We start from the raw sequence: 18,754 nt of genomic DNA on the forward strand, positions 1-18,754 counted from the left end.
GGGCCGGCGCGGTGTGCGCCGGCCCCCGGCCCGTTCGGCAGCGTTCTTAGGCGAGCGCGGCGATCTGGGTCTTGACCTGGGTGGCCAGGTTGGCCGGGAGCGGGAAGTAGCCGAGGCCGGTCACCGAGGACTGGCCGGCGTCGCTGGAGATGTAGTTCAGGAAGGCCTTGAGGGTGGGCAGGCTGTCGGCCTTGTTGCCCTTGTCGCAGGCGATCTCGTAGGTCACCAGGACGATCGGGTAGGCGCCGTCCGACTTGGTGGTGTAGGCGCCACCGAGCTTGAGGGCCAGGTCCGGGGTGCCCGGCTTGGCGAACTGCGCGTCCGCGACGGCCTTGGAGGCGGCGTCGGTGGAGACGGCGACCGGCGCCGAGGCACCCGTGGCGATCGAGGCGGTGGCCAGGTTGCCCTGGGTCGCGTAGGACAGCTCGAAGTAGGAGATCGAGCCCTTGACCTGCTTGACCTGGGCGGCCAGGCCGGAGGAGCCGGCGGCGGCCTGGCCACCGGGGGCCTGCCACAGCTTGTTCGGGGAGAGCGTGTAGTCCTTGGGGGCGGCGGCGGCCAGGTACGCGGTGAAGTTCGCGGTGGTGCCGGAGCCGTCCGAGCGGTGGAAGGTCTGGATCGGCAGGTTGGGCAGCTGAGCCGAGGGGTTCAGCTTCTTGATCGCCGCGTCGTTCCAGTTGGTGATCTTGCCGGTGAAGATCTGGGCCAGGGTGGGCGCGTCCAGAACCAGGCCGGTGACACCGGGCAGGTTGTAGGAGATCGCGATCGGGCCACCGATCATCGGGAGGTCGATGCCCTTGCCGCCGCCGGTGCAGACCGAAGCGGTCTTGGCGATGTCGGCGTCCTTGAGCGCGGCGTCGGAGCCGGCGAAGGAGACCTTGCCGCTCTCGAAGGCGGTGATGCCCGCGCCGGAACCGGTGGCCTGGTAGTTGATCTGGACACCCGAGCACTTGGCCTGGAAGTCCTTGACCCACTGGGTCATCGCGTTCGCCTGCGCGGTGGAGCCGGCGCCCAGCAGCTGGCCGGTCGCGCCCTTGCAGTCCGCGGAGGCGGCCGAGGTGGTCGAGCTCGGCGCGGCGGAGCCGCTGCCGCTGGTGGTGGTGTTGTTGTCGGAGCCGCACGCCGCGAGCGTCAGCGAGCTGACGACCGCAAGGGCGCCGATGGCGAGGGCCTTGGTGCGGCCGTTGCGCTGGAGCTTCACTTGGTGATCCCTTTCGAGGTGGTCGCGGGGCCGTTCGGCCTCCGATGTCACCGAAGTTAGGCAGGGGAGGTGAAGCGTTCGGCCTGCGCAAATGAACGGAGGGTGAACCTACGTCGGACACCGGGATACGCAGACCAGTAGTAACGGTTTCGCCACGACAAGGTCACGGCAGGGGCCTTCAGGGGCGCGAGGAACTGCGCGACAAGCCACCCGGGGAGGTCAGATCCCGAGCGAGCAGGCCATCCGTCCAGGGTGGGTTTCTCGCGCAGTTCCTCGCGCCCCTGAAGGCCCCTGCGGGACCTCAGGCGCCGAGCTGCTCCAGCAGCGCGTCGACCAGGGCCCGGTCGTGTTCGTAACTGAGCTTGGCACGGGCCTCGGCGGCCGGCAGCCAGCACAGCTCGTCGACCTCGCGGTTGGGGACGAACCGGCCGGTCAGCCTGGTCGCAGACCAGTAGCGGACCCGCTTGACCCTGTCCCTGACCAGGTAGTGCTGCGTCGGCAGCCGCTGCCCGAGCAGGACCTTCATCCCGGTCTCCTCGAAGGCCTCCCGCAGCGCGGCCTCACGGTGCCTCTCGCCGATCTCCAGCTTGCCCTTGGGGAAACTCCAGTCGTCGTACTTGGCCCGGTGCACCAGGGCGATCTCGACCCCGTCGCCGCTCTTGCGCCGCTCGCGCCACAGGACGACGCCGGCCGCCTTGACCACATCCATGCTGGGCGGAACCCGGTCCTTCTTCTGCTGCTTCTTGCGGGGGCTGGTCAGGTCGATCGCGCGAGCCATGGGTCGGTGAGCCATCCGGAGCTGAGAAAATCGGGCCAGGTACGGCTGAAAGCGTGACGCGCGGCCTCGACCTCCAGACGTTGATCAGCATGCACCACGCCGAGGACGTAGGCGGTGGCCGGGGTGATTCTGGGCGTTCTCGCCGCCAGCGCGGCGGCCTCGGCCGCGTCCACGGCCTCCTGCTGCCGCTCCAGCTCACCCGCCAGCCGCGCCAGCCCGGCCAGCGGCTCCTCGGCGCGCTCGCCGAGCAGCGGGCCGCAGACCTCCAGGGCGTAGCGGGCGTAGCGGACCGCCGCGCCGACCCTGGTCCAGGCGGCGTCGTCGTGGGCGGACTGGCCGGCCGGATCGGTGGACGCCCGCAGCGGCACCCGGTGCAGGGCGTCGCCGTTGTAGGGCAGGGCGGCGCGCTCCAGCGGCAGCCGGGAAACGGTCAGCTCCAGCGCCTCGCCCATCCGGGCCGCGTAGGCGAGCAGCCGCTCCGGCGGGTGGCCCGCGCCGGGGGCGCGCAGCGGCAGGTCGGAGACGAGCAGCGTCATCCGGTCCGCGAGCGAGTGGAACCGCGCGGAGCCCAGCTCCTGCAGCGCGGCGGTGTGGCTGCGGGACCGGGCCAGGGTGAGCTGGCGCTCCAGCATCGCGCGCGCCTTGGGCGCGCCGGGGTGGTGCGCCAGCAGACCGCCGACGGGCGGCTCGGCCGCGGCAGCGGCAGCGGGCGAGCCGGACTCGGCCGTCCTGGGCAGCGGAACCGCGACGTCGGTGCAGGTCAGCGAGTCGACGGCGGCCAGCAGCCGGGTGAGTCTGCGGGCGTAGCCGCGCTCCTGGCCCAGCGTGACGATCAGCGCGGCGAGGTCGCCGCGCAGCGTCTCGCCCCAGGCCGGGTCCAGCAGGCCGCCGAAGCCGTGCAGCGCGCCGTCCACGCGCCGCAGCGTGCCGAGGTCGACGTCCGGCAGTGCGCGCAGGAAGCGCCCGGCCTGTTCGGCGAGGTGCGTGCCGAGCAGGCTCTCGGCCGAGGAGGACCCTGCGGGGGGTGGCTCGATCTCGGTCGTCATTCGGTGAATCCCCGTTGCGTTCGCGTGGGTCGGCTCTGGTAAGCGTGGTGGTGTTTCAGCTGGACCCGGCACCGGGCCCCCAGCCGTCCGCGCCGCGTCGGGCCCGGCGGCGGGAGTCGATGAGCAGCTCCTGGACGTTGCGCAGCGGACGTCCGTCCGCGTCGTGCGCGTGTCTGGTCCAGGCGCCGTCCGCCCCCAGGTGCCAGGAGGACGTGTCGTCGGCCATGCCGAGTTCGAGCAGGCCGACCAGTTCGGAGCGGTGGCCGGGGTCGGTGACCCGCAGCAGCGCCTCGATCCTGCGGTCCAGATTGCGGTGCATCATGTCGGCGCTGCCGATCCACACCTCGGGGTCGCCGCCGTTGCCGAAGACGAAGATCCGCGAGTGTTCGAGGAAGCGCCCGAGGATCGAGCGGACCCTGATGTTCTCGCTGAGCCCCGGCACGCCCGGCCGGATCGCGCAGATCCCGCGCACCCAGACGTCCACCGGCACGCCGGCCTGCGAGGCCCGGTAGAGGGCGTCGATGACGGCCTCGTCGACGATCGAGTTGACCTTGATCTGGATCCGGGACGGCCGCCCGGCCCGGTGGTGCGCGATCTCGTCGTGGACCCGCTCGATCAGGCCCTTGCGCAGCGAGCGCGGCGCGACCAGCAGTCTCCGGTAGGACTCGCGGCGCGAGTAGCCGGAGAGGCGGTTGAACAGGTCCGAGAGGTCCGCGCCCACCTGCGGGTCGGCGGTCAGGATGCCGATGTCCTCGTAGAGGCGGGCCGTCTTGGGGTGGTAGTTGCCGGTGCCGACGTGCGCGTAGCGGCGCAGCGTCTCGCCCTCCTGGCGCACGACGAGGCTCAGCTTGCTGTGCGTCTTCAGCCCGATCAGGCCGTAGACGACGTGGCAGCCGGACTCCTCCAGCTTGCGGGCCCACTTGATGTTGGCCTGCTCGTCGAAGCGCGCCTTGATCTCCACCAGGACCAGCACCTGCTTGCCCGCTTCGGCGGCGTCGATCAGGGCGTCGACGATCGGCGAGTCGCCGGAGGTCCGGTACAGCGTCTGCTTGATCGCGAGGACGTTCGGGTCCGCGGCGGCCTGCTCCAGGAACGCCTGCACGGAGGTCGAGAAGGAGTCGTACGGGTGGTGCAGCAGCACGTCGCGCTCGCGCACGGCGGCGAAGATGTCCGGCTGGGACGCCGACTCCACCTCGGTCAGCCCGCGGGCGGTGCCCGCGACGAAGGGCCGGTACTTCAGCTCCGGCCGGTCGGCGCCGACGAGCGCGAAGAGGCCGGTGAGGTCGAGCGGTCCGGGCAGCGGGTAGACCTCGGCGGCGGAGATGTTGAGCTCGCGGACCAGCAGGTCCAGCACGTAGGGGTCGATCGACTCCTCGACCTCCAGCCGCACAGGCGGGCCGAAGCGGCGCCGCATGAGCTCCTTCTCCAGCGCCTTGAGGATGTTCTCGGTGTCGTCCTCCTCGACCTCGAGGTCCTCGTTCCGGGTCACCCGGAAGGCGTGGTGGGCCAGCACCTCCATGCCGGGGAAGAGGTACTCCAGGTGCGCGCCCATGACGTCCTCGAGCGGGACGTAGCGGTTCGGGGACGCCTCAAGGAAGCGGGAGAGCGACTGCGGCACCTTCACGCGCGCGAAGTGCTTGTGCCCGCTGACCGGGTTGCGGACGACCACGGCAAGGTTGAGCGAGAGCCCCGAGATGTAGGGGAACGGGTGCGCGGGGTCCACGGCGAGGGGCGTCAGCACCGGGAAGATCTGCTGCCGGAAGAGGGCGAGAAGCCGGCCCTGCTCCTTGTCGGTCAGCTCGGGCCAGCGCACCAGCTCGATGCCCTCGGCGGACAGCTCGGGCAGCACGTCCTGGTGGAAGCAGGCGGCGTGCCGTGCCATCAGCTCGCGCGAGCGGGTCCATATCAGGTCCAGCACCTCACGCGGCTGCAGCCCGCTGGCGCTGCGCTGGGCCACGCCGGTCGCGATGCGGCGCTTGAGGCCCGCGACGCGGACCATGAAGAACTCGTCCAGGTTGCTTGCGAAGATCGCCAGGAACTTCGCCCGCTCCAGCAGCGGCGTCTCCGCATCCTCGGCGAGTTCGAGCACCCGCTCGTTGAAGGCGAGCCAGCTGCGCTCGCGGTCCAGGAAGCGGTTCTGCGGCAGGTCCTCGTCGAGCTCGGCCAGGACGGTGTTCTCGGGGACGAGGACGGCGCCGGGGAGCGGGGCGGCGACGCTGGACGGCTGACTGGTTGCAGGCTGGGCTGTCATCTCGGTTGGCTCCTCCTGCACGGCGTCATCCGCGGGTCGCCGCGGTGGCCGAACGGATTGCATTTCGTGATCTTTGCAACGGCATTTGAACTCAAGGTAAATACAGCGTGGCCTGCAGGAAAGCTGAGTCGGTCGCCTGCGCGTCGTGTCGGCTCAGTCCTCAGGGACGCTGAACACCAGATCCACCTCGTGCACCGTGAATCCCGCCCTTTCGTATACCCGCAGTGCGGCCGGGTTATCGGCATCCACGTAGAGCAGTACGGTCGACAGCCCGCGGTCCTCCGCCAGGTGGCGCAGTCCGACGGCGGTCAGCACCTTGCCGAGTCCGCTTCCCTGCTCGGTCGGACTCACCCCGACGACGTAGACCTCGCCGAGTCCGCCCTCGACCTTGGTCCAGTGGAACCCGACGAGCTCGCCGCCGGGGCCGCTGCGCTCAGCGAGGAAGAAGCCGGCCGGGTCGAACCAGCTCTCCTTCTCCCTGTCCTCCAGGTCCTGGACGGTCCACCCACCCTGCTCGGGGTGGTGCGCGAAGGCGGCGGCGTTGACCCGCAGCCACGCCTCCTCGTCCCGGCCCGGCTCGAACGTCCGGATGGACACGCCCGCAGGCAGCGGAGGGACCTCCGGCGCGGGGCCGGTCCGTCGCAGTTGCCGCAGTTCGCGGGTCAGCTCCAGCCCGAACTCCGCGGCGAGCCGCGTCGCGGCGGGGTGCCCGCCGTGCGCCCACACCCTGCGGGCACCGGTGCGGAGCGTGCGCTGGAGCAGCGCCCTGCCGTGGCCCTCGCGTCGACGCGCGGGATCGACGACCAACTCGGCGGTCCACTCGGCGTCGATCTGCGCGTACGCGAGGAGCGCACCGCGCTCGTCCCTGGCGGTCAGATGACTGACATCGGCCCGCCCGCTGCGCAGGGCCAGCCGGCCCTGCTCGGATACCGCCTGCCGCCCGTCGGCTTCCGCCGCGCGCGCGATCAGCGCGGCGATCTCCTCACGCTCTGTGGTGTCCATACGTTCGACCTTATGACTTTCAGGCGGCGGCGAGCTTGAGGACGGTGGGAAGTTGCACTTCCAGGGGCGCGGGGAACTGCGCGAACAACCACCCTGTGCGGATGGCCCTGCGCGTTGAGGACCATCCGCGTGTCGGTGGTTTCTCGCGCAGTTCCCCGCGCCCCTGATGGTGCAACTACCTCACGTGCCTGAGTACAGCGATCGAGGCGAAGGCGCACGCTGCCGCGAGCCCGAAGGCCGGTGCGAACCCAGCGGAGCTGATGAGCGCGCCGACCGCCGGCGGAGCCAGCGACGCGGTGAGGTTCTGGCCGGTGTTCTGCACCGCCAGCGCGCGGCCCGCCCAGTGGGAGCCCGCCCGCTCCGCGACCGAGGTGAAGGAGAGCCCGTTGGTGCTGGCCGACAGGCCACACAGCACGACCAGCAGCACCACCGCGACGCTCCCGCCCGCGACGCTCAGAGCCAGCGCCAGCACCCCGACGGCCGTCGCCAGCAGTCGCATCGGCTTCAGCCGGCTCCCCACCGCGTCCGACCAGCGCCCGGCGCCGATCCGGCACGCCGCCGCGACGCCCTGGCCGCAGGCCATCAGCTGACCGGCGGCGATCGCAGGCCAATGCCGGACGTCGGTCAGGTAGACCAGCCCGAACGCGCCGACGGTGAACTGCGGCCAGACCATCAGCGCGCTGGCCCCGTGGATCCGCCACAGCGTTCCGCCCCGGTAGGGGTTCTCCGGCTTCTCGCCCTGCGCCGCGCCGCTCGCGGCCCTCGGCGGGTCGACGACGAACAGCGCCGTCAGCACCGCCATCACCCCGCTCAGCACCGCGACGAACAGCACCGCCCCGCGCAGCCCGTGCGCCGCCGCGATCGGCGGGATGGCGACGGCCGCGACCAGCATCCCCAGGGGCGTGGACGTCTGCCGTACTCCCATCGCGAACCCGCGCTGCTCGGGTGCGAACCACCCCAGCACAACGCGTCCGCTCGCCGCCGACACACTCGCGCCCGCCGCGCCGGCCACCGCGAACAGCACCCCGAGCGCGACCAGCCCGTGCACCATCAGCGCCCCGGCCAGCGCCGCCGTCGCCAACCCCAGCCCGGTGGCGAGCACCCACCGCTCCCCGTACCGATCGGTGGCGGCCCCCCAGGCGTACAGCGACAACAGCAGCCCGGCCGTGGGACACGCGACCATCACCCCGGCCTGCGCCAGGCTCAGCCCTTCCTGACCGCGCAGCGCGGGGATCAGATACGGCATCCCGTACACGAACGCGAACGCCGCCGTCTGCGCGGCAGTCCCGAGCCCGAGCATCACCCATCGCCTGTACGCGGGCGGCGGGCTTGCGGCTACGGGGTGCGCGGGGACATCACGCTGACTTGTGGTCATGTCGGCATGATGGCGCAGTATTCATATAGTGGGACAGTTCGTTTCAGATGCTGGACGGAAGCTCCGGGGGAGGGGTTGGGGCGCCGGGGAGTATGACGGTGGCGAGGGTGCCCGGGGCGGCGTTGGAGAGGGAGACTTCGCCGCCGCAGTCGTGGACCGTCTGGGCCACGATCGAGAGACCGAGGCCGGAGCCGGGGAGCTGGCGGGCGGAGGGGGAGCGCCAGAAGCGCTCGAAGACGTGGGAGAGGTCCTCTTCCGGGATGCCCTGGCCGTGGTCGCGGACGGTGAGGGTGCCGAAGCGGAGGCCGACGTCGATCGTGCCGCCCGCGGGGGAGAACTTCACGGCGTTGTCGAGCAGGTTGATCACGGCGCGTTCGAGCGTGTGTGCGTCCGCGCGGACGAACCACGGCTCGACGTCCACGGTGAACTCGAGGCCGGGGCCCCGCAGCCGGGCCCGGTCCAGCGCGCGGGCGACGATGTCGTGCAGGGGGACGACCGCGAGCGGCGTTCCGCCCCTAGGGCGGGTCGGGCGGGAGAGTTCGAGCAGGTCGCCGATGAGCGTCGAGAGCTCGCCCATCTGCGCCTTCATGTTGCGCAGCAGCTTGGTGTGCGTCTCCGGCGGCAGAGCGCGGCCGGTGTCCTGACTGCGGACGAGAAGGTCGACGTTGGTCCGGAGGGAGGTCAGCGGCGTGCGCAGCTCGTGCCCGGCGTCCGCGATCAGCTGCGACTGCCGCTCACGCGAGCTGGCCAGCGCGGTGCTCATGCTGTTGAAGGACTGGCTGAGGCGCGCGATCTCGTCCTTGCCGGAGACCTCGATCGTCGTTCCCACCTCTTCCGTGCGGGCGATGTGCTCGACGGCGGCGGTGAGCTGATCGACGGGCTTGAGGCCGGTCCGGGCGACGTACCAGGCGGCGATCACTGCCCCGGCGATGATGATCAGCGCCAGTGCAAGCAGCATCAGCCCGAGCTGGGCCAGCGCGGAGTGGACCGGTTTCAACGGCTGGGCGAAGGAGACCGCCAGGCTTGTGGGCTGCCCGTTGATCTTGAAGGTGCCCAGGCTCACGGAGTAGACGCGGATGGGCGTGCCACCGTACGTCGTCCCGTCGTGGATCGTGGTTTCCGCGTCGTGTCCAAATGTGCCCGAGGCTGCCACGGCGCGGTCCGCCTCGGTGGGCTTCACTGCGCTGTCCCCACCGCCGCAGAGCAGGCCGTCGGGGGTGATGACGGTGGTGACAGCTTGGGAGCGGTCGAAGGGGCGCGTCTCGGAGCACCAGTTGCCGAGCGACTGGATTCCGCCCTGCGTGGACCACGACTGTCGTAGCGTCTCATCCACCTGGTTGTTCATCTGCTCGCGCGCCGCGAACCAGGCCAGCGAGCAGCAGATCACCACCGCCACCGAGACCACCGCCGCCGTCAGCACCGACAGCCGCCCCCGGAGGGTCAGGTTGCGCCAGCGCTTCATGCCGCACGCAGCGCGTAACCCACACCGCGTACGGTGTGCACGAGGCGCGGCAGGCCGCCGGCCTCGGTCTTGCGGCGCAGGTACATCACGTACACGTCGAGCGAGTTGCTGGAGGGCTCGAAGTCGAAGCCCCAGACCGCCTTGAGGATCTGCTCCCGCGTCAGCACCTGGCGCGGGTGCGCCAGGAACATCTCCAGCAGCATGTACTCCGTGCGCGTCAGTTCCACCGGCTTGCCCGCGCGGGTGACCTCGCGGGTCGTGGTGTTCATGGTCAGGTCCTCGAACGAGAGCACCTCGTCCGTCTCGCCCGAGTCGGCGCCCGTGCCGACGCTCAGCGCGGAGCGGCGCAGGAGCGCGCGGACGCGTGCGAGGAGTTCGTCGAGTTCGAAGGGCTTCGCCAGATAGTCGTCCGCGCCCACGTCCAGGCCGGTGACGCGGTCGCCGACCGCGTCGCGCGCTGTCAGCATCAGCACCGGCACGGTCTCGCCGCGTGCGCGGAGCCTGCGGACGGCCGTGAGGCCGTCCATGCGGGGCATCATGATGTCGAGGAGGACCAGGTCGGGCTGCTGCTCGGCCACCGTGTCCAGCGCTTCGAGGCCGTCCGAGGCGGTGATCACCTCGTAGCCCTCGAAGGCCAGACTGCTCTCCAGCGCGTCCCGCAGCGCGGGCTCGTCGTCCACGACCAGGACCCGGGCCGGCGCGTCGGACTCGGTGGCTGTCATCCCCGTTGCTCCTCGTGCATCGTCAGTCGGTGTTGTGCTGATTGTCCGCTACGGCGGGCCTCAGCCGGTGATGCTGTGCCCGGATTGCAGTTGCGGCAGGACCGCCTTGACGGCGTTGATCGGGATCGCGAAGCCCAGACCGACGCTGCCCGCCTGCGAGGAGCCGGAGCTGCTGCCCGAGGAGGAGTACATCGACGCGTTGATCCCGACGACCTGACCCTGCGAGTTCAGCAGCGGTCCGCCGCTGTTGCCGGGGTTGAGCGAGGCGTCCGTCTGGATCGCGTTGTAGGACGCGGTCTGGCCAGAGCTCGGCTGGTTGGAGCGGCTGTTGTCGCCCTGCCAGAAGGGGAGACCGAAGCCGCCGTTGCTCTGCGTCGTCGTCGGGCTGACGTCGACCTTCACCGGGCGGTTCAGCGCGCTGACGATGCCGGAGGTGACCGTGCCGGTCAGGCCGTCCGGGTTGCCGATGGCCACGACCTGGTCGCCGACGGCGACCTTGCTGGAGTCGCCCAGCGACGCGGTCTTCAGGCCGCTGACGCCGTTGGCCTTGATCACCGCCACGTCGAGGCTCGCGTCCGTGCCGACGACGGTGCCGGTCGCGGTCCTGCCGTCGCTGAAGGTGATCTTGACGGTGCCACCGTTGCTGCCCGCGGCGTTGGCGATCACGTGGTAGTTCGTGAGGATCTGGCCGTCCGAGGTCAGCACGATGCCCGTGCCGATGTCCTCACTGCTGCCGCTGGTGACGGTGATCTGGACCACGGCGGGGGAGACGGCCTTGGCGATCGCAGCGGTGTTGCTCGAGGTGCCGGAGCTGTCGCCGGTGACGACGGCGTTCGTGCTGTAGCTGGCCTGGTCGGTGGTCTTCTCGCTGATGAGTCCGCCGGCGACGCCGCCCGCCAGGGCGGACAGCACGGCGACGGCGGCGACGAGAGCGATCGGCCGCTTCATCCGCCTGCGCGGCGGGGTGGCGCCGTCACCGACGGGCGGGGCGGAAGGAGCGGGCGGCGGCCCGACCGGCGGCTGCTCGGCGCTGAAGTAGTAGCCGGCCTGCGGCTGCGTCTGCTCCGTCGGCTGAGGCTGAGGCTGCTGCGGCTGCTGCTCGGAGGACGGGTGGACCGTGCCTTCGAGGGGCTGCGCCGCGTGCCCGGCGGTGGGGTGGTACCCGGGCAACGGCGGCACAGCGGAGGTGTACGGGTCGTCTGCGTGGTTCCGGGGCGTCTCGCTCATGGAAGTACAGTCCGCCCCGGACATGAGAGCCCTCTGAGAGCCTGCTCAGAAGCGCCGCAGAACCCTCAGACCGCGTTGCCGTCGTGGGCGCAGCCGCAGCTGCGTCGGACGACCAGTCGGCTCGGGAACTTCCTGATCCGCGGCGTCTCCGAGCCAGGGACGGCCAGCGAGTCGTCCAGGACCAGGTCCACCGCGGCCTTGGCCATCGAGTCCCGGTCCGAGGCGATGGTCGACAGCGGCGGGTCGCAGAACGCCGCCTCCTGGATGTCGTCGAAGCCGATGACCGCCAGGTCCTCGGGCACGCGGACGCCGACCTCGCGAGCGGCCCGCAGCACGCCTATCGCCTGGTCGTCGGTCGAGCAGAAGATCGCCGGCGGGCGTCGCTCGGGGGACTTCAGCAAGTCCACCGCCACCTGGTACGCGCCGTACCGCGAGAAGGGCGCGTCGATCAGGCGGCCCTCGGTGGAGACACCGGCGTCGGCCATCGCGCGGCGCCAGCCCTCGATGTGGTCGACGACCGGGTCGCCCGGGGCGGGGGCGTTGACCGGGCCGCCGAAACAGGCGACGTACGGGTGCCCGTGGTGCTTGAGCAGGTGGTCGACGGCGAGCATCGAGCCGCCGATGTCGTCGGTGACCACCGCGATGTCGTCCGAGGTCTCCGGCCTGCGGTGCAGCAGCACCACCCGTGAGTCGCCGTGCGCCGCGAACTCGGCGTCCGCGCGCTCGCTCGGGCCCTCGCTGATCAGGATCAGCCCGGCCACGCGCATGCCGAGGAAGGCGCGGACGTAGTGGATCTCACGGTCGCCGGTGTAGTCGGAGTTCCCGATCAGGACGATCTTGCCGCGTTCCGACGCCGCGCGTTCGACCGCATGGGTGAGCTCGGCGAAGAAGGGCTGGCGGGCGTCGGGGACGACCATGCCGATCAGGTTCGTGCGCCGGCTGGCCATCGCCTGGGCGACGCTGTTGGGCCGGTATCCGAGCTGGTCTATCGCTGCGAGGACGCGCTCGCGGGTCGCCGGAGCGACCGGGCGGGGTCCGTTGTTGATGACGTAGCTCACGACCGCGGTCGAGGTCCCCGCCAGTCTGGCCACATCGTCGCGGGTCACCTTGGGCATGCCCGGATTCTACTTGGACGCGGGCATGTCCGGGCCAGAGGGCGTTCACCGTCCCCTGGCCCGGGCGTCATCGCGAGGCTCACACCTCGACGTCGACTTCCGCGTCGACCTCGGCGGGCGACCCCTGCGCGTCATGCATGCTCTGCGCGCCGGGGACCTCGGCGCGTGCGGCGCCCTTCTCCGACTTGTCAGGGACGACGAAGCGGTAGCCCACGTTGCGGACTGTGCCGATCAGCTGCTCGTGCTCCGGGCCGAGCTTGGCCCGCAGGCGGCGCACGTGGACGTCGACCGTCCGGGTGCCGCCGAAGTAGTCGTAGCCCCAGACCTCTTGCAGCAGCTGGGCGCGGGTGAAGACGCGTCCCGGGTGCTGGGCCAGGTACTTGATGAGCTCGAACTCCTTGAAGGTCAGGTCGAGGACCCGGCCCTTGAGCTTGGCGCTGTACGTCGCCTCGTCGACCGAGAGGTCGCCGTTGCGGATCTCCATCGGGCTCTCGTCCGCGACGACGGACTGGCGGCCGATGGCGAGGCGCAGCCGCGCCTCGACCTCCGCCGGGCCGGCCGAGTCGAGCAGCACGTCGTCCACGCCCCACTCGGCCGTCACCGCGGCCAGACCGCCCTCGGTGACGACGAGCAGGACGGGGGCGCCGGGCCCGGTCGAGCGGAGCAGCTGGCAGAGGCTGCGGATGTGCGGCAGATCACGGCGCCCGTCGACGAGGATCACGTCGGAGCTGGGGGTGTCGACGAGGGCCGAACCCTCCGCAGGGGCGACGCGGACGTTGTGCAGCAGCAGGCCGAGTGCAGGCAGCACCTCGGCTGACGGCTGCAGGGCGTTGGTCAGCAGCAGGAGAGAACTCATACCCGGTTAGTCCCCTTTCCGGGTGGGCCGGTGACACTTCCTGACGACACTTCTCAAAGCACGACGGGCGCACGTCATCGGGCGCTTGCCGGTAACGTCCGGCTCTCGCACGAACGTCCGTACTGGCGTTCACAAAGCACAAAAGGACCCGGGGGCGACTCTGCCCGGATCCCTCTCTGACTAGGAGAATAGCCCACATGGACCCCGCCGCGAAGAGTCTGGTTCGCATCCCGGACACCTCCGGTTTCTGGCGATCCCCCGCAGAGGCGTGGCTGACGACGGCCGACGGGGTCGGTCTGCATGCGGAGTACCTGCCGCCGGGCGGGGCAGACGGGTCCTTGGCGGTCGTCGTCGCGCACGGCTTCTCCGGTGCCGTCGAGCGGCCCGCGCTGCGGCGCGCGGCGGAGGTCTTCGCGCGGCGGGCCGGGGTGGTGACCTTCTCCTTCCGAGGCCACGGGCGCTCCGGCGGGCGCTCGACGGTCGGCGACCGGGAGGTCCTGGACCTGGACGCGGCGGTGGCCTGGGCCCGGTCGCTGGGCTTCGAGAGGGTCGCCACGGTCGGCTTCTCGATGGGCGGCGCGGTGGTCGTCCGGCACGCGGCGCTGAGCGGCGGCGTCAGCGCGGTAGCGGCGGTGAGCGCGCCCGCACGTTGGTACTACCAGGGGACGGTGCCGATGCGGCGGCTGCACTGGGTGGTGATGAAGCCGCTCGGACGGGTGGTCGGCCGGATCGGACTGAAGACGAGGATTGACCCGAACGAGTGGACGGACGTCCCGCTCCCGCCGGTGGCTGCGGCCGCGCGGGTGACGGTCCCGCTGCTCGTCGTCCACGGCGACGCGGACCCCTACTTCCCGCTCGACCACCCGCGCTCGCTGCGCGAGGCCGCGCCGGGCAGCGAGCTGTGGATCGAGCCCGGCTTCGGGCACGCCGAGAACGCAGCGACCGAGGCCCTGTTGGAGCGGGTGTGCGAGTGGCTGACCAGCCACGCGTGACTGTTGTGGGGGCGAACGGCGATGATGGCCGGATGCAAGGAGCGACGGAGACAGTGGAGACAGAGGCGACAGCCAGGAACGGTGTGATCCGTTACTGGGCTGCGGCCAAGGCGGAGGCCGGCACCGCGGAGGAGCCGTACGCGGCGGTGAACCTCGCCGACGCGCTCGCCGCGGCGCGCGCCCGCCACGCTGACCGGCCGCGCTTCGCGCAGGTGCTGGCGCACTGCTCGTTCCTCGTCGACGGCGCGCAGGTCGGCCGCCGCGACCACGCGACCGTGGCCCTGACGGAGGGCGGCACGGTCGAGGTCCTGCCGCCGTTCGCGGGCGGGTGAGCGGCGCCATGAGTGACTACCCGCAGCAGAACTACTCCGGCTACCCCATCGATCCCGGTCCGGGTGCCGAGCAGGACGCCGAGCGCACGGCTTTCCTGCCGCCGATCCCTGACCTGCCGGCCGGCCCGTACCCCGGCCCGCACCCCGGCTCGCTGGACGCGGAGCAGACGGCCTTCCTTCCGCCGATTCCGGCGGGCGGCGGGTACCCGCCGTCGCCTCCGCAGGCTGGCTACCCGTCCGGAGCGGCTGAGGAGACGGCCTTCCTCCCGCCCGTCCCGGCCCAGGAGCCGTACGGCGCACAGGCACCCATGGGGGCGACGCAGTCGCGCTTCGGGCACATCCAGGAGAAGTACGGCACGGACGAGTTCCCCCTGCCGCAGGCACCGGCTGCCGTCGAGGCGGACGCTTCCCCGTGGCCCCCCGGCTGGGACCGCCCCGCCGCGCCCCCTCAGACCTGGTCCCCGGCCCCCGCCGCCCGACAGGACGGTCTCCCGCCCCAACAATTCCCGCCCGCCCCCGGCCCCGCCGGACAGGGCTACCCGGGCCCGTACGCCGCCGCACAGCACCAGGGCGACCCGCTCGCCCCCGGCGCCGCCACGCACGGCTACCCGGCCGCAGGCCCTCAGGCGGATGCCTTCGCGGGCTTGCCGCCGCATGGTTTCCCGCCTGCTGCGGGCGCTGGCGTGCCGCAGGGCGGTCCGCTGTCCGTGGGCGCTGCCGCGCCGGGTTATCCGGTGGTCGGTGTTCAGGGGGAGGGCTTCGCGGGCTTGCCGCCGCAGGGTTTCCCGCCCGTCGCGGGCGGTGGCGCGGACGCTGGGGAGTCGGGGCAGGCGCTCGCCGGACCGGGTGCTCACGGAGGTGGCTATCAGGCTGCCCCGGGGGCGCAGTCGGTCGGCGGCTCGGGGCTTGCGCCGCAGAACTTCCCCGCCGCAGCCGCGCAGGGATACCCGGCGTCGGCCGGTGGTCCTCCGCTGCCCGCCGGAGCCGCCGCGCCGCAGGGGTTCGGGCCGGAGGCCGGAGGGTCCCTGCGGGAGGCGTTCGCCGCCGCCGCGCCCACCGGGCCGGTGGGGGGCGTGGCGAGGCCGCTGGACGCGGAGCCTGGAGGCTCGCTGCGTGAGGCGTTCGCCGCTGCGCAGCCGACCGGACCCACCGAGGCCGCCGCCGCGCCCGCGCAACCGGCTCCGCGTCAGGGTTCGCCGATCATCGATCCCGGCGTGCAGCCGGGGGCGATCACGCTCGCGCTCGGCGCGCTGATCGGTGTCGCCGCACTGGGCGGGCAGTTCGCGCTGGTCCTGCCGGTGCTGCTGCTGCAGGCAGGAACCGCCGCCGGGTGGTTCCGGCTCAACGGCATGTGGCCGGCCCGGCAGGGCATCGCGCTGGCCGCCCTCGGCGGCTTCGTCGCGGACGCCGCGATCCTCGCCGCTTCCGCGAAGTCCAGCGCGCCCGCCGTGCTCGCCGGGACGCTGGGCGGGTTCTTCCTGCTCGTCCTGATCCTGCAGATCTTCCGGCCCAGCAACCCCGACGAGCGCTTCTACGCGCTCACGGTCAGCGCCTCCGCCACCGTCATGACCGTGCTCGGCGGCGCCTTCCTCGCCGTCTCGTCCGGCCAGGCCGTCCTCGCGGGCGCGCTCACGGCCGGTGTCGCCGCAGCGGTCTCCGCCACCCTGCGCAGCCCCGCCGTGCTGGGCTTCGCCGCGGGCGGCTTCGCTGCGGTCGTGGTCGGCGGCGCGATCGGGGCGGGAACCGGGCTCGGGCTCGGCAAGGGCCTGCTGCTCGGCTTGGCCGCAGGCGTCTGCGCGCTGGTCGGACGCCGGGTGGCGGCGTACGACTTCCCGTCCCGCTTCGTCCACATGACGGCCGGGGTCGTGCTCCCGCTGGCCTGCGCCGCACCGGTGATCTTCCTGATCGCCCGTTGACACCACACCGCACGACAACCGCAGGGCCGGGCAACCACGACGCCCGGCCCCGCGTCGTTTGTTCGAGAGCTTCCGGACCGACGATATGAACCCCCGAAGGGACCGACCCACGATGCGCAACCTGCGCCGCCTGCTCATCACCCTGGTGATCCTCTTCGGCCTGTTCGTCGCCGCCGACCGCATCGCCGTGCGGATCGCCGAGAACCAGGCGGCCGGCAAGATCCAGTCCTCGCGGGGCATGGCGACCAAGCCCGACGTCACCATCGAGGGCTTCCCTTTCCTCACCCAGCTGATCGGCTCCAAGCTCGACGAGGTCAAGCTGCACGCCAACGACGTCAAGGTGGCGACGAGCAAGGTGCAGCTCGGGTCCATAGACGCCGACCTGGTAGGGGTGAAGGTCTCCAGCGACTACTCCAGCGCCGTCGCCGACTCCGCGACCGGCAAGGTCATGATCGGCTACGCCGACCTCTCGGCCGCGCTGCCCAACCACACGACCGTCAGCTACGGCGGTTCGCCCGGCAAGGTCCAGGTCACCACGACCATCGGGGGCCAGCAGTTCTCAGGGACCGCCGACATCGCGGTCTCCGGGGGCAACAACGTGTCGCTGAGCAACCTGGACACCGGGAACCCGCTGGTCTCTCTGGCGGGCGACCTCTTCGCCCCCGAGGTACCGGTCGCGGGCCTGCCGAACGGGCTGAAGCTCACCTCGGTCGACGCGGAGAAGAACGGCGTCTATGTCGCTGCCTCCGGCACCGACGTTCACCTCAACGGCTGAGCCGCCCGAGCTCCCTCCTGTCCACCCTGCGAGACGCGCTGTCCACCGCGATCTCGCAGGGTGGTTCCGTGTCGCGCCCCGGAACCCTCCGGACCGCCTCGGATCGCCCTGAAGACCCTCCATTTCCCAAATCTCGAACATCTTTGTCTCATATGGCAAGACTTTGGTGACAGCCTCCGGGTTCGTTCCCTAGCATCGTCGTCATGAAGCGACAGGCGGACCTCACGAAGCGGCGGGCAGTAGACCTGTGCCGCGTCGCTGCCTGCCTCTGTCGAATGCGCTGATCGGGCGGTTCCTGCCCACACTCGCGCACGTCAACCGCGCTGCTCGGCCGTCGCCCGGCAGCGCCCTGAAAGACTTCCTGCCGCGCGTCCCACGATCCGGACTCCGTTCCGGACGTGCCACCGCGCGCGGCGCCCCCTTCCGCAACTGCCCCGGAGGAGATTTCTCATGAGCCGTAGTGACGTTCTGGTCAGCGCCGACTGGGTCCAGGACCACCTGGACGACCCGAAGATCGTCGTGGTCGAGGTCGACGAGGACACCAGCGCCTACGACAAGAACCACATCCGCAACGCCGCGCGGATCGACTGGAAGAAGGACCTGCAGGACCCGGTCCGCCGCGACTTCGTCGACCAGGCCGGCTTCGAGGCCCTGCTCTCCGCCAAGGGCATCGCCAACGACGACACCGTCGTCCTCTACGGCGGCAACAACAACTGGTTCGCCTCCTACGCGTTCTGGTACTTCAAGCTCTACGGCCACGGCGACGTTCGCCTGCTGGACGGCGGCCGCAAGAAGTGGGAGCTCGACTCCCGCGAGCTGGTCGACGGCGACAAGGTCCCGGTCCGCGCCACCACCGAGTACAAGGCGCAGGCCCAGGACTCCTCGATCCGCGCCTTCCGTGACGACGTCGTCGCCGCGATCGGCAACAAGAACCTCGTCGACGTCCGTTCGCCCGACGAGTTCTCCGGCCGCCTGCTCGCCCCCGCGCACCTGCCGCAGGAGCAGTCGCAGCGTCCCGGCCACGTGCCGAGCGCGCGCAACATCCCGTGGTCGAAGAACGCCAACGACGACGGCACCTTCAAGTCGGACGACGAGCTGCGCGCCCTCTACCAGGCCGAGAACGTCGACCTGGCGAAGGACACCATCGCCTACTGCCGCATCGGCGAGCGCTCCGCGCTCACCTGGTTCGTGCTGCACCAGCTGCTCGGCCAGACCAACGTCAAGAACTACGACGGCAGCTGGACCGAGTACGGCAGCCTCGTCGGCGTTCCGATCGAGCTCGGCTCCAACTGAGCCCGGCCTGAGCCGACCTACGAACGAGGAGCAAGAACATGTGTGGAGCCAAGGCCGGCGGGCCCGAACTTGCAGGAGTTGACGTGGCCAACGAGACGATCATCCAGGGTTCGGTGACCCGCGACGGCGAGCCGGTCAACGGCTACGTCCGCCTGCTGGACGCGAGCGGCGAGTTCACCGCCGAGGTCCCGACCTCGGCGACGGGCCAGTTCCGCTTCTTCGCCGCCCCCGGCAGCTGGACGCTGCGCGCCCTCGTCCCCGGTGCGACGGTCGACCGTGCGGTCGTCGCCCAGCAGGGCGAGTTCACCGAGGTCGCGATCGCGGTCTGATTGCCACTTTCACCTGCGCGAACCCCGCCTCGACGAAGATCACGAAATGCTTCACGTGAAACATTTTGTGATCTTCGTCAGC

Annotated in this window: 18 protein-coding genes; 7 read left to right on the forward strand and 11 right to left on the reverse strand. The window is 71.2% G+C overall.

Translation table 11 applies throughout. The features are described from left to right. Nucleotides 1–46 precede the first annotated feature (46 nt). From pstS to ABIA32_RS04490, 11 genes are all read right to left on the reverse strand, one after another. Entirely contained in the window at nucleotides 47–1,201 is a 1,155-nt protein-coding gene (gene pstS / locus ABIA32_RS04440) for a phosphate ABC transporter substrate-binding protein PstS (protein WP_370092482.1), read from the reverse strand. A gap of 301 nt (nucleotides 1,202–1,502) precedes the next feature. Further along, entirely contained in the window at nucleotides 1,503–1,910 is a 408-nt protein-coding gene (locus tag ABIA32_RS04445; RefSeq protein WP_370092809.1) for an NUDIX hydrolase, read from the reverse strand. Nucleotides 1,911–1,957: 47 nt separating this feature from the next. Further along, nucleotides 1,958–3,025, reverse strand: coding sequence for a CHAD domain-containing protein (locus ABIA32_RS04450; RefSeq protein ID WP_370092483.1), 1,068 nt, complete (start codon nucleotides 3,023–3,025; stop codon nucleotides 1,958–1,960). 55 nt (nucleotides 3,026–3,080) lie between these two features. Further along, a complete protein-coding gene (locus ABIA32_RS04455; protein ID WP_370092484.1) occupies nucleotides 3,081–5,276 on the reverse strand; it encodes an RNA degradosome polyphosphate kinase in 2,196 nt (731 codons plus the stop codon). A gap of 153 nt (nucleotides 5,277–5,429) precedes the next feature. Further along, nucleotides 5,430–6,278 carry a mycothiol synthase gene (gene mshD / locus ABIA32_RS04460; protein WP_370092485.1) on the reverse strand — a complete coding sequence of 283 codons (849 nt, stop codon included), beginning with the start codon at nucleotides 6,276–6,278 and terminating at the stop codon, nucleotides 5,430–5,432. 175 nt (nucleotides 6,279–6,453) lie between these two features. Continuing rightward, on the reverse strand, nucleotides 6,454–7,653 hold the full coding sequence (locus tag ABIA32_RS04465) for an MFS transporter (protein WP_370092486.1): 1,200 nt from the start codon (nucleotides 7,651–7,653) through the stop codon (nucleotides 6,454–6,456). Between the two features lie 43 nt (nucleotides 7,654–7,696). Then, on the reverse strand, nucleotides 7,697–9,115 hold the full coding sequence (locus ABIA32_RS04470) for an ATP-binding protein (RefSeq protein ID WP_370092487.1): 1,419 nt from the start codon (nucleotides 9,113–9,115) through the stop codon (nucleotides 7,697–7,699). After that, nucleotides 9,112–9,837 (reverse strand): response regulator transcription factor, encoded by a 726-nt coding sequence (locus ABIA32_RS04475; protein ID WP_370092488.1) that lies wholly within the window; start codon nucleotides 9,835–9,837, stop codon nucleotides 9,112–9,114. The genes ABIA32_RS04470 and ABIA32_RS04475 overlap by 4 nt, the downstream gene beginning before the upstream one ends. A gap of 60 nt (nucleotides 9,838–9,897) precedes the next feature. Then, the gene (locus ABIA32_RS04480) at nucleotides 9,898–11,064 is read right to left on the reverse strand and encodes a S1C family serine protease (RefSeq protein ID WP_370092489.1); all 1,167 of its coding nucleotides are present in this window, start codon (nucleotides 11,062–11,064) and stop codon (nucleotides 9,898–9,900) included. Between the two features lie 65 nt (nucleotides 11,065–11,129). Then, a complete protein-coding gene (locus tag ABIA32_RS04485; protein ID WP_370092490.1) occupies nucleotides 11,130–12,179 on the reverse strand; it encodes a LacI family DNA-binding transcriptional regulator in 1,050 nt (349 codons plus the stop codon). A 79-nt stretch (nucleotides 12,180–12,258) separates the two neighbouring features. After that, a complete protein-coding gene (locus tag ABIA32_RS04490; RefSeq protein WP_370092491.1) occupies nucleotides 12,259–13,035 on the reverse strand; it encodes a response regulator transcription factor in 777 nt (258 codons plus the stop codon). 197 nt (nucleotides 13,036–13,232) lie between these two features. Between ABIA32_RS04490 and ABIA32_RS04495 the strand changes: the two genes are divergently transcribed. From ABIA32_RS04495 to ABIA32_RS04525, 7 genes are all read left to right on the forward strand, one after another. Then, nucleotides 13,233–14,027: an alpha/beta hydrolase gene (locus ABIA32_RS04495; protein WP_370092492.1), complete on the forward strand. Its 795-nt coding sequence runs from the start codon at nucleotides 13,233–13,235 to the stop codon at nucleotides 14,025–14,027. 32 nt (nucleotides 14,028–14,059) lie between these two features. Beyond that, nucleotides 14,060–14,359 carry a MoaD/ThiS family protein gene (locus tag ABIA32_RS04500; RefSeq protein ID WP_370092493.1) on the forward strand — a complete coding sequence of 100 codons (300 nt, stop codon included), beginning with the start codon at nucleotides 14,060–14,062 and terminating at the stop codon, nucleotides 14,357–14,359. 8 nt (nucleotides 14,360–14,367) lie between these two features. Continuing rightward, complete coding sequence (locus tag ABIA32_RS04505; RefSeq protein WP_370092494.1) at nucleotides 14,368–16,275, forward strand: hypothetical protein; 1,908 nt, start codon at nucleotides 14,368–14,370, stop codon at nucleotides 16,273–16,275. 112 nt (nucleotides 16,276–16,387) lie between these two features. Further along, entirely contained in the window at nucleotides 16,388–17,050 is a 663-nt protein-coding gene (locus tag ABIA32_RS04510) for a DUF2993 domain-containing protein (protein WP_370092495.1), read from the forward strand. A gap of 203 nt (nucleotides 17,051–17,253) precedes the next feature. Next, a complete protein-coding gene (locus ABIA32_RS04515; protein ID WP_369405619.1) occupies nucleotides 17,254–17,334 on the forward strand; it encodes an Ms5788A family Cys-rich leader peptide in 81 nt (26 codons plus the stop codon). 166 nt (nucleotides 17,335–17,500) lie between these two features. Further along, nucleotides 17,501–18,343, forward strand: a complete 843-nt coding sequence (locus ABIA32_RS04520) for a sulfurtransferase (RefSeq protein ID WP_370092496.1) — start codon at nucleotides 17,501–17,503, stop codon at nucleotides 18,341–18,343. 38 nt (nucleotides 18,344–18,381) lie between these two features. Further along, entirely contained in the window at nucleotides 18,382–18,672 is a 291-nt protein-coding gene (locus ABIA32_RS04525) for a DUF1416 domain-containing protein (protein WP_037608477.1), read from the forward strand. Nucleotides 18,673–18,754: the final 82 nt, after the last annotated feature.

Source organism: Streptacidiphilus sp. MAP12-20 (genome assembly GCF_041262525.1).
Classification (GTDB): Bacteria; Actinomycetota; Actinomycetes; order Streptomycetales; family Streptomycetaceae; genus Streptacidiphilus.